9 protein-coding genes are annotated in these 10,566 nt (G+C 68.1%); 4 read left to right on the forward strand and 5 right to left on the reverse strand.

The window, feature by feature from the left end; genetic code table 11:
* Positions 1–67: 67 nt before the first annotated feature.
* The 4 genes from QSK05_RS17830 to QSK05_RS17845 form a co-directional block, all read right to left on the reverse strand.
* A complete protein-coding gene (locus QSK05_RS17830) occupies positions 68–976 on the reverse strand; it encodes an amino acid ABC transporter permease (protein ID WP_285598360.1) in 909 nt (302 codons plus the stop codon).
* Positions 973–1,623 carry an amino acid ABC transporter permease gene (locus QSK05_RS17835; RefSeq protein ID WP_285598361.1) on the reverse strand — a complete coding sequence of 217 codons (651 nt, stop codon included), beginning with the start codon at positions 1,621–1,623 and terminating at the stop codon, positions 973–975. Before QSK05_RS17835 ends, QSK05_RS17830 begins: the two co-directional genes overlap by 4 nt.
* A gap of 90 nt (positions 1,624–1,713) precedes the next feature.
* On the reverse strand, positions 1,714–2,634 hold the full coding sequence (locus tag QSK05_RS17840; protein WP_285598362.1) for a glutamate ABC transporter substrate-binding protein: 921 nt from the start codon (positions 2,632–2,634) through the stop codon (positions 1,714–1,716).
* A 36-nt stretch (positions 2,635–2,670) separates the two neighbouring features.
* Positions 2,671–3,399 (reverse strand): amino acid ABC transporter ATP-binding protein, encoded by a 729-nt coding sequence (locus QSK05_RS17845; RefSeq protein WP_285598370.1) that lies wholly within the window; start codon positions 3,397–3,399, stop codon positions 2,671–2,673.
* 218 nt (positions 3,400–3,617) lie between these two features.
* Here QSK05_RS17845 and QSK05_RS17850 point away from each other — a divergent pair, with 218 nt between their 5' ends.
* Together QSK05_RS17850 and QSK05_RS17855 are read left to right on the forward strand one after the other, a co-directional pair.
* On the forward strand, positions 3,618–4,388 hold the full coding sequence (locus tag QSK05_RS17850; RefSeq protein ID WP_285598363.1) for a response regulator transcription factor: 771 nt from the start codon (positions 3,618–3,620) through the stop codon (positions 4,386–4,388).
* A gap of 63 nt (positions 4,389–4,451) precedes the next feature.
* Positions 4,452–5,966: a sensor histidine kinase gene (locus tag QSK05_RS17855; protein WP_285598364.1), complete on the forward strand. Its 1,515-nt coding sequence runs from the start codon at positions 4,452–4,454 to the stop codon at positions 5,964–5,966.
* 6 nt (positions 5,967–5,972) lie between these two features.
* On the opposite strand, the gene QSK05_RS17860 is transcribed toward QSK05_RS17855, so the two are convergent.
* A complete protein-coding gene (locus QSK05_RS17860; protein WP_285598365.1) occupies positions 5,973–6,938 on the reverse strand; it encodes a TAXI family TRAP transporter solute-binding subunit in 966 nt (321 codons plus the stop codon).
* A gap of 207 nt (positions 6,939–7,145) precedes the next feature.
* Here QSK05_RS17860 and QSK05_RS17865 point away from each other — a divergent pair, with 207 nt between their 5' ends.
* Together QSK05_RS17865 and miaB are read left to right on the forward strand one after the other, a co-directional pair.
* Positions 7,146–8,444: an MFS transporter gene (locus QSK05_RS17865; protein WP_285598366.1), complete on the forward strand. Its 1,299-nt coding sequence runs from the start codon at positions 7,146–7,148 to the stop codon at positions 8,442–8,444.
* Between the two features lie 42 nt (positions 8,445–8,486).
* Positions 8,487–10,013, forward strand: a complete 1,527-nt coding sequence (gene miaB / locus QSK05_RS17870; RefSeq protein ID WP_285598367.1) for a tRNA (N6-isopentenyl adenosine(37)-C2)-methylthiotransferase MiaB — start codon at positions 8,487–8,489, stop codon at positions 10,011–10,013.
* The last annotated feature ends 553 nt before the right edge of the window (positions 10,014–10,566 follow it).

Here is a 10,566-nt window from a genome sequence, read left to right on the forward strand (position 1 = left end):
CACCGGTGCGAGGAGTTCAGTCTCCCGCGCACCGGTGCCTTCGGCAGAGGGTGTTCGCCCGATCGGGTCAGGCGGTGGTGCTGCCCGCACTGCTGGGATCGAGATGGATCGGGTTGATCCCGCGCCCGGCCGACCGGCGCGACATCCGCCGCTCGGCGTAGACCGCCAGCTGGGACAGGGCGAAGTTGATGATGATGAAGATCAGGCCCACCAGCAGTAGCGTCTGCAGCGGGTTGTTCGCCGTCTGGAAGATCCGCTTGGCCGTGGTGAGCAGCTCGTCGTAGCCACCGATGAACGAGATCAGCGACGTGTCCTTGAGGATCACCACGATCTGGCTGATGAGCGCAGGCAGCATCGTGCGGAACGCCTGGGGCAGCTGGATCTGGACCATGGTCTGCAGCGGCGTCAGGCCGATGACGAGCCCGGCCTCCCGCTGGCCCCGCGGCAGCGACGCCACCCCGGCCCGCAGGATCTCCGCGATGACCACCGAGTTGTAGGCGGTCAGACCGACCACCACGTACCAGAGGGCGTTCTCGCCGGGCAGCGGGTCGTAGTTCACGCCCAGGTCGGGCAGCAGCTGGTAAGCCATGTAGATCAGCACGATCACGGGCAGGCCACGCAGGACCTCGATCACCACGACCAGCGGCACCCGCGGGGCCGGGCGGAACATCACCCGGGCCACACCCAGGATCGTCCCGATCGCCACGGACAGCACGATCGCCAGTGCGGCCGCTGTCATGGTCTTCCGGAAACCGCTCCACAGGATTTCCCAGACCGGGTCGAAGAGCTCGTCCGACGGGTCGAACAACGGGGCCCAGCGCTCGCGGTCGAACTGGCCCTGGTCGTTCAGGCGCGCGTAGACCACGTAGGCGACGGCCAGGACAGCCAGGCCGACGGCGATGCTGCCGATCAGGGCCCGCCGGCGGGCCTTGGGCCCCGGGGCGTCGTAGAGGACGCTCAGCTGCGACGTGCTCATCGCAGGATCACCGCCTTGCGCTCGAGATACATGAGAAGCAGCCCTGCGGGAATGGTGATCAGCAGGAAGAAGAAGCCGATGCTGAGGTAGACCGGGGTCGGGTCCTGCCCCCGGGAGCTGGTCAGCAGGATGGCGTTGCCCAGCAGGTCACCGCTGACGCCGAAGGCACCGAGGATGGCCGAGTTCTTGATCATCGCGATGATGACGCTGCCGACGGGCGGGATCGCGGTGCGGAAGGCCTGCGGCAGGATCACCGAGCTCAGGTTCTGGGTGAAGGTGAGGCCGATCGCCCGGGCGGCCTCGGCCTGGCCGGCGGGGATGGCGTTGATGCCCGACCGCAGCGCCTCACAGACGAAGGCCGCGGTGTAGATGATCAGCGCCGCGCAGCCGAACGTGTAGTAGGACTGGTTGATCCCGATCTCGGGCAGTCCGAAGGCGATGAGGAACAACACGACCGTGAGGGGGCAGTTGCGCACCACGTTCACGTACATCGTGCCGACACCCCGCAACGGTGCCACGGGGGAGACCCGGAACCCGGCGACGACGGTTCCCAGGGCCAGGGTCCCGAACATGCAGATGATGCAGATGCCAAGGGTTTTCAGGAATCCCTGGAAGAACAGGTCGAAGTTCTCCGTGATGACGTTCATGACCAGTGACTCCAATCAGCTCGAGGGCATCGCCGGGCCCGGCACCGGGGGTCGGACCCGGTGCCGGGCACGGTCAGTAGCTCAGCGGAATCAGGCGCAGGCGTCAGCCGTGGGCAGGGTGGGCACGGTCGAGCCCTCGACCTTGCCGGCCGTCTCGGTCCAGGCTTCCTCGTACGAGCCGTCCTCCGACGCCTTCTTCAGCGTGTCGACGATGTACTGGCAGAAGGCGGTGTCGCCCTTCTTGATGCCGATGCCGTACGGCTCCTTGGTGAAGGTGTCGCCGACGACCTTGAACTTGCCCTCGGACGCGCCGACCAGGCCCAGCAGGATGACGTTGTCGGTCGTGACCGCGTCCACCTGGTTCGTGCGCAGAGCGTCCGCACACTTGCTGTAGACGTCGAACGTGACGAGCTGGCTCTTGCTCGCCAGGTACGAGCTGATGTTGTCGGCGGGCGTGGAGCCGGCGACCGAGCAGACCTTGAGGTCGGGGTTCGCCTTGAAGCTCTCCGGTCCGGTGATCGCGCTGTCGTCGCTGCGCACCATGACCTGCTGGCCGGCCTCGTAGTACGGGCCGGCGAACGTGATCCGTTCCTTGCGCTCGTCGTTGATCGTGTAGGTGGCGGCGACCAGGCTGACCTCGCCGTCCTCGATCTTGGTCTCACGCACGGCGGAGGGGGTCTCCACCCAGGTGATGTTGTCGTCGTCGATGCCCAGGCCCTCGGCGATGATCTTGGCGATCTCGACGTCGAAGCCCTCGGGCTCGTCGGTCAGGCCCTTGAGGCCGAAGCCGGGCTGGTCGAACTTGGTGCCGATGGTGATCTTGCCGGCCTTCTGCAGGGTCTCCATCGTCGTACCGGCCTCGAAGGTGGCCTGGGTGGCCTCCGCGTCGCCGGTGTCGTCGCTGTCGCTACCCCCGCCGCAGGCGGTGAGGGCCAGGACGCCGACCGCGACCACGGCCGCGACCTTGGCGGTGCGCAGGCGGCGGGGGGAACGCAGGGTGCTGGTCTTCATCGTGTGCGCCAATCTCTTGGTTGGTGTCGAAAATGCTTAGTGCGTCAGGATCTTGGAGAGGAAGTCCCGCGCCCGGTCGCTGCTGGGGCTGGTGAAGAAGGTGCTCGGCGGCGCCTGTTCGACGATCTGGCCGTCGGCCATGAACACCACGCGGTCGGCGGCCCGGCGGGCGAAGCCCATCTCATGGGTCACCACGACCATCGTCATTCCTTCCTTGGCAAGGGAAGTCATGACGTCGAGCACCTCGTTGATCATTTCCGGGTCGAGCGCGGAGGTGGGCTCGTCGAAGAGCATCACCTTCGGCTTCATCGCCAGGGCCCGGGCGATCGCCACGCGCTGCTGCTGGCCACCCGAGAGCTGAGCCGGGTACTTGTCCTTCTGGGTGGCCACGCCGACCCGCTCGAGCAGGGCCAGGGCCTGCTGCTCGGCGTCGGCCTTCTTGGCCTTGCGCACCTTGATCGGGCCCAGCGTGACGTTCTCGAGAACCGTCTTGTGGGCGAACAGGTTGAACGACTGGAATACCATTCCGACGTCGGAGCGGAGATTGGCCAGGGCCTTGCCCTCTTCCGGCAGCGGCCTGCCGTCGAGTTCGATCGTTCCCGTATCGATTGTTTCGAGCCGGTTAATCGTTCGGCACAGGGTTGACTTCCCTGAACCGGACGGACCGATCACCACGACCACCTCTCCCGCGGTGACGGTGAGATTGATGTCGCGCAGTACGTGCAGGGCGCCGAAATGCTTGTTGACGCCGGTCAGCCTGACCAGTGCCGCCTGGTCGCCGGGCTCATTGACACTCTTTGATGTCACTGAATCATCGCCCGGTGCAACGTTTTCGGCCGTCATTGCTGATTCCTCCTCCTGCATGGTGTATCTGGAAGGTAGGGAAGATGGGGGTGCACCGAAAAGGTGAATTGAGGATCCTCTGAGGTCACGTACTGATTACGTGACTTCCCCGAAACACCCGAAGGGGCGATGGTAGGAAGATGCGTGTGCTTCTGGTTGAGGACGATGCGCGGCTCGGTGCCGCGTTGTCCGACGTGTTGCGGGTGCACGGCATGGAGGTCGAGCACGTGACCACCGCTCGCATGGCACTCGCCCGTCTGAACGCCCAGACCGAGGCCGTCGTGCTCGACCTCGGTCTGCCCGACCGGGACGGGTTCGAGGTGTGCAGCCGGATCCGCCGTACCCACGACGTACCGATCCTCATCGCCACGGCGCGCTCCGACCTCACGGCCCGTGTGCACGGACTCAACCTGGGCGCCGACGACTACCTGGTGAAGCCGTACGACGTGCGCGAGCTGCTGGCGCGTCTGCACGCGATCGCCCGCCGGCACCGGCGCGAGCCGGCCGCGCTCGGTCCGGGTATCGCGGAGTCGGTGGCCGACGAGCCGGAATTGAGGACGACGCCCACGACCGACGACGCACAGCCGGTGGAGGAACTCCCGCCGTTGTCCGCGGAGGAGGTCGTCATCGACGTCAGTAGCCGCACGGTGATCAAGGGCGGCAAGTCCATCCCCCTGACCCGCAAGGAGTTCGACCTGCTGGCGCTCCTGGCGCGGCACCCGGGCGTGGTGTTCCGGCGGGAGCAGATCATCAGCGAGGTCTGGCAGTCCACCTGGGACGGACTGGGCCGCACGCTGGAGGTGCACGTGGCCGCCGTGCGGTCCAAGACCAAGTCACCGGGCCTGATCGAGACGGTGCGCGGGGTGGGCTACCGTCTGGCGATCGGTGCCGCGAGCAGCACCTGGTCCTGAGCATCTGGCAAATATCTGGCACAGCAAGGTTCTGGTAGTGATCATGCACAGCTCGGCTCCTCGATGAGGACGCGTCTCTCCGCTCTGCTGTTGTTGCTGATGGGTGTGGTGCTCGCGTCCCTGGGGGTGCCGCTGATGACCGGTATCGCCTCCGACGAGGCGCGGACCATGCACACCGACCGGATGGCCGACCTCTCGTTGTTCGTCAGCACCGTGCCGTTCGCCCCGGACGCCGGCGCCGTCGAGGTGCAGGCGCTCGAGCGTGACCTGAGCCGTTACGAGGAGCTCTACGGCATCTCGGTGACCGTGTACGACGCCGCCCGCCGACCCCGGTTCAGCGGCCACGACGACCCCACCACCGAACTGGACCCGGCGGAGGACGCCGCCCTCGACACGGCGCTGTCCGGCCGGCTCACCGAGGTCTGGGACCAGATCCAGCCCTGGGACGACGAGCCCCTGGTGGCCGCCCAGCCGGTGGTGCGCGACGGGGACGTCGTGGGCGCGGTGGTGAGTGTGTCGCCGGTGGAACGGGCGGCGAACCGGGTGCTGCAGCGCTGGTCGATCCTGCTCGCCCTGGAACTGGTCGCCATGATCGGAGCCGTGGCGCTGGCCGACCGGCTGGCCCGCTGGCTGCTCAAACCCGTCGAGCGCCTGGACGAGGCCGCACACCAGATCTCCGCCGGGGATCTGTCCGCCCGGGTGCCCACCGGCTCCGGTCCTCCGGAACTACGCCGTCTGGAGACCTCTTTCAACGAGATGGCGGTGCACGTGCAAGGCGCCGTCGAGGCCCAGCGCGCCTTCGTCGCCGATGCCAGCCACCAGCTGCGCAACCCGCTCGCCGCGCTGCTCATGCGGCTCGAGGCGCTGAACCTGGCCGCCGGGATGCCCGGCACATCAGCGGCCCGGCAGACCGAGGCGATGGAACGCGCACTGGCCGACGGCAAGCACCTGGCCGGCACCCTCGACCGGATGCTCGCGCTGGCCACGGTCGAGAACGCCGGCGCCCCCGCCGTCCCGCTCGACGCCGCCGCGGTGGTGGACGAGCGGCTGGCCTTCTGGATGGTCGTCGCCGACCGTCGCGACATCCATCTGGTGCGGCGGGGAGTCGCGCACGCCCGCGCTCAGCACGATGCCGGGGCCCTGGCCGGGGCGCTCGACGCCGTCCTCGACAACGCCCTCAAGTACTCACCGGAAGGCGGCACCGTCACGGTCGACGTGCGTCCTGTGACCTTGTTCCTCCCGACCCCGCCGGAACCGCCGCCCGTCCCGCTCGGTGGGCCCGGTTCGTCCTCTGTTCTGGCCCTGGTGACCGACCCCCCGAACCCTCCGGGACCGATGGACGACGGGGTGCTGGTGACCGTGACCGACGACGGGCCGGGTGTGGCGACCGAGGACCTGCCCCGGGTGTCGGACCGGTTCTGGCGCTCGCAGGACGCCGAGCAGGAGGGCACCGGGCTGGGCATGTCGATCGCGAAGACCCTGGTGGAACGGCACGACGGCACGATGGAGGTGGACACGGGGGAGGAGGGCGGCCTGCGCGTGACGCTCTGGCTGCCGCCGGTGCCGGGCCCCCGCTGACCTTCGCTAGAGCTTCTGCCGCCGGTAGTACGCGACGGCCGCCGGGTGCAGGTCCAGCCCACCGGTGAGGATGGCCGAGCGCAGGTCGGTCTGGTTCGCGGCCGGCGCGGCCGCGGCGATCGCTTCCCGGTGCTCGAAGATCGTCGAGATCACCGCCGTGACCAGGTCGTCGTCCGCGTCCGCCCGCGCCACCAGCATGTTGGCCAGGGCGAGCGTGTCGACCTGCTCGGAGACGCCGTAACGGCCGGGCGGGATCGCCGCGGGCCGGTAGACGGAGCCGTACGTGGCCCGCATCCGGCGCGGCAGGCCGTCCAGCCCGATCAGGCGTAGCGGGCTGGTGCGCCGGGCATTCTCGACCGCGGTCGTGGGCACACCGCCCGACCAGAACACCGCGTCCACCTCACCGTCGCGCAGGGCGTCGAGACCGTCGACGATCCCGAGTCCTTTCTCCTGCACCTTGATGCCCGCCAGCCCGAGCAGCCGACGCGCGATCAGCGCCGTACCCGAACCCGGGTCACCGACGGCGACCTTCTTCCCGGCCAGGTCCGAGAACGTCCGCAACGACGATCCGGCGGGCACGACCACGTGGTAGTAGTCGTCGTAGATCCGGGCGATCGCGCGCAACGGCACATCGCTGCTCACGTCGTCGGCGGCCCCCACCCCGTTGCGGTTCTCCGCCGCGTCCCCCGCGCTCACCGCCAGATCGGCCGTCCCCGCGCTGAGTCGGGACAGGTTCTCGATGCTCCCGGAGGAGGGCAGCACCACCACGTCGAGCGAGGGATGCGCCTCCTTCAGCTGTTGCTTCAGCGCCGTCGCCCACGCGTAGTAGACCCCGGCCGTGGTGCCCGACGTGATCACGATCCGGTCGGCGATCGGCTCACTCTCGCTCAGCGCCTGCTCGCTGCTGGAGGCCGAACAGGCCAGGGGCAGCACAAGGAGCACCGCGAGAACGAGTGCCCGGGCCTGCCGCATCGTCCCACCATGCCTGATCCCCGCAGCGTGGATCCACCTCGCAATCCGCCCGAAACATGCAGCACGCCGAACGGGCACGGATCCGGTGCGATACAACATGGGGGTACGGGCCGGGGACGTCTTGTCGTTCCGGTCGCTTGCGGTGTCGCGTGCGGTGGGGACGACGCGAACACCCGGCCTCCGGTCCCACCGAAGGAAACGCGTCCCGTGAGCACCACCCGGGCCTGGTTCGTCTGGTCCCTCGGCGTGATGGCCTACATCCTGGCCATCACCAGCCGCTCATCCCTGTCCGCCGTCGCGGTCGAAACCTCCGACCGGTTCGGCGTCGCGGCCGCCACCCTCTCCACCTTCGCCGTGCTGCAACTCGGCGTCTACGGCGCCATGCAGCTGCCCGTCGGGGTGATCCTCGACCGGGCCGGCCCGCGCCGGGTGCTCACGGTCGGCCTGCTGGTGATGGCCTCCGGCCAGGCACTGCTCGCCCTGACCGAGAGCGTTCCGGGAGCCTTCGCCGCCCGGATCCTGGTCGGGGCCGGCGACGCCACCGTCTTCGTCTCCGTGGTCCGGCTGATCATCGCCTGGTTCCCGCCCTCCAGCGCCCCCCTGCTCACCCAGGTCACCGGGCTGGTCGCGCAGTCCGGGCAGATCATCAGCGTGGTGCCCTTCCTGGCCCTGGTGCACGCCCGCGGCTGGTCCTTCGCCTTCCTCGGCCTCGCCGTGCTCCTGCTGGTCTCCGCGCTCGCGGTGGGCCTGAGCGTGCGCAACGAGCCACCCGGCCGGACCGTGCCGGACCTGCCTCCCAGCCCGGGAGTCCGCCGACAGTTACGGGAGGTGTGGAGCAACCCGGGCACGCGCCTGGGCTTCTGGACCCACTTCGTCACCCCACCCGCCGGCAACGTCTTCGCGCTGCTCTGGGGATTCCCCTACCTGACGGCGGGTGAAGGCCTGTCCACCGGCCGGGCCCAGGCTCTGCTCACGCTCTACGTGCTGGCCAACGCTGCCACCGGGCTCCTGGTCGGCCGGTTCGTCGGCCGGCACCCGCTGCGCCGGTCGTGGGTGGTGCTGAGCATCGTCGGGGCGCAGGCGCTCGCGCTGGCCGCGGTGCTGCTGCATCCGGGAGCTTCGCCACTGTGGCTCCTCGTCCTGCTGGTGATCAGCATGGGCTCCGGTGGGCCGGGGTCGCTGGTGGGCCTCGACTTCGCCCGCACGTCCAACCCGCCGCACCTGATCAGCAGTGCCACCGGCATCGCCAACAGCGCCGGTTTCTTCGCGTCGCTGCTGGCTCTGCTGATGATCGGGACCCTGTTGGACACGCAGGGCGCCGGTACCCCCGCGACCTACGACCTGGACGCCTTCCGGGTCGCGTTCGGCAGCTTCTACCTGCTCTGGCTGGCCGGGCTGGCCGGGGTTCTGCACAACCGCCGCGGCCTGCGCCGGCTGATGGCGCAGGAGGGTGTGGTCGTGCCACCGCTGCGGGATGTCCTGAACCGTTACCCCCGCGGCCGGTAGTGGAACTCACACGTCATCCTGGCGTCGTAGAGTTGACCTGCTATGACGACGATCGAACACGAGACCCCCGCGTCCGCTGACGGCACCACGACGCGCACCTACGAGGTGCGCACCTTCGGGTGCCAGATGAACGTGCACGACTCGGAGCGGCTGTCCGGCCTGCTGGACGCCGCCGGGTACGTCCCCGCCGAACCCGGGGGAGAGGGCGCCGACCTGGTCGTCTTCAATACCTGCGCGGTTCGCGAGAACGCCGACAACAAGCTCTACGGCAACCTGGGCCAGCTGGCGCCGGTGAAGGCCGGCAAGCCCGGCATGCAGATCGCGGTCGGTGGCTGCCTGGCGCAGAAAGACCGCGACACGATCGTGAAGAAGGCTCCCTGGGTGGATGTCGTCTTCGGCACCCACAACATCGGGTCGCTGCCGGTGCTGCTCGAGCGGGCCCGGCACAACGAGTCGGCCCAGGTCGAGATCCTGGAGTCGCTGGAGGTCTTCCCCTCCACCCTGCCCACCCGGCGCGAGTCGGCCGCGGCGGCCTGGGTGTCGATCAGCGTCGGCTGCAACAACACCTGCACGTTCTGCATCGTGCCCTCGCTGCGCGGCAAGGAGCGTGACCGGCGTCCGGGCGAGATCCTGGCCGAGGTCGAGGCACTGGTCGCCGAGGGCGTGGTCGAGGTGACGCTGCTCGGGCAGAACGTGAACACCTACGGTGTGGAGTTCGGCGACAAGGGAGCATTCGCGGCGCTGCTGCGGGCCTGTGGTGCGATCGAGGGCCTGGAGCGGGTGCGCTTCACCAGTCCCCACCCGGCCGCGTTCACCGACGACGTGATCGACGCGATGGCGCAGACCCCCAACGTGATGCCGCAACTGCACATGCCGCTGCAGTCGGGTTCCGACCGGATGCTCAAGGAGATGCGCCGGTCGTACCGGTCGAAGAAGTTCCTCGGCATCCTCGAGCGGGTGCGGGAGCAGATCCCGCACGCGGCGATCTCGACGGACATCATCGTCGGATTCCCCGGGGAGACCGAGGAGGACTTCCAGGGCACGCTCGACGTGGTCGCACAGGCCCGTTTTGCGCAGGCTTTCACCTTCCAGTACTCACAGCGCCCGGGTACCCCGGCCGCGACCCTGCCCGACCAGCTGCCGAAGAAGGTCGTGCAGGAGCGGTACGAGCGGCTGCTCAAGCTCCAGGAAGAGATTTCCTGGCAGGAGAACCGCAAGCTGGAGGGGCAGATGCTCGAGCTCCTGGTGATGGAGAACCGGGGTCGTAAAGACGGTGCCACTACCCGCCTGTCCGGCCGCGCCCCCGACAACCGGCTCGTGCACTTCACCGTGCCCGACGGCGGCGAGTCTCCGCGCCCAGGTGACTTCGTGTCGGTACGCGTCTCCTACGGAGCCCCCCACCACCTGGTCGCCGACGAGTCGGGTGAGGCCTATCAGGTGCGCCGGAGCCAAGCCGGAGACGCATGGGAGCGCCGTCAGATCGATGCGTGCGGGCCGTCGCCGGCGGCGTCTGCCAGCAGTGGCCCGCGTCCCGTCTCACTGGGCGTCCCGATGCTTCGACGGGACTGATCCGCGTTGCTGCGTAGCCCTTTTGGGGTACATCGGCGTGTAGATGTCACATCGATTTGACCTGGTGGTCGGGCGTACGTAAAGTTCTACATGTTGGCAGCGCGGGAGGCACGGACACGGAAGTGGCCGGTCCCGGGTCAACTTCCCAAGAACTCCGGTCGAGGTTCAATCCGCAAGGGTTGAACCCACGTGGTTCGCCTGGGAGTCCGGTTGGACAGAGCAGCGAAAACCTTCTGGTAAGGTTTACACCGCCTGGTCAGCCGGGTAAGTTGGAAAGGTTGCCCCGAGGAACCTCGCAAGAGGAACTGCGGTGAGCGTCCGCTCCTTGAGAATTCAACAGCGCATCTGAACAACCGATGCCAATTGGCTAGCCGTTAAGGCTGGTCCTTGGCTGATGGATCAGGCTTCAGGCATGTATCGACCCCCGTCGGTGTGTCTGGTGATGGGTCTGGTTCTTATTGGTCAGGATTTGCATGACTATCTTCGCAGTATTTCTTCTTCTAGAAGATTATTTACGGAGAGTTTGATCCTGGCTCAGGACGAACGCTGGCGG

Origin of the sequence: Kineosporia sp. NBRC 101731 (assembly GCF_030269305.1) — a bacterium.
Classification (GTDB): domain Bacteria; phylum Actinomycetota; class Actinomycetes; order Actinomycetales; family Kineosporiaceae; genus Kineosporia.

What these genes read in the sequence shown, in the direction of transcription:
- QSK05_RS17830 (WP_285598360.1), bottom strand. Translation starts at nt 976, where the DNA reads ATGAGCACGTCGCAGCTGAGCGTCCTCTACGACGCCCCGGGGCCCAAG.
- QSK05_RS17835 (WP_285598361.1), bottom strand. Translation starts at nt 1,623, where the DNA reads ATGAACGTCATCACGGAGAACTTCGACCTGTTCTTCCAGGGATTCCTG.
- QSK05_RS17840 (WP_285598362.1), bottom strand. Translation starts at nt 2,634, where the DNA reads ATGAAGACCAGCACCCTGCGTTCCCCCCGCCGCCTGCGCACCGCCAAG.
- QSK05_RS17850 (WP_285598363.1), top strand. Translation starts at nt 3,618, where the DNA reads ATGCGTGTGCTTCTGGTTGAGGACGATGCGCGGCTCGGTGCCGCGTTG.
- QSK05_RS17855 (WP_285598364.1), top strand. Translation starts at nt 4,452, where the DNA reads ATGAGGACGCGTCTCTCCGCTCTGCTGTTGTTGCTGATGGGTGTGGTG.
- QSK05_RS17860 (WP_285598365.1), bottom strand. Translation starts at nt 6,938, where the DNA reads ATGCGGCAGGCCCGGGCACTCGTTCTCGCGGTGCTCCTTGTGCTGCCC.
- miaB (WP_285598367.1), top strand. Translation starts at nt 8,487, where the DNA reads ATGACGACGATCGAACACGAGACCCCCGCGTCCGCTGACGGCACCACG.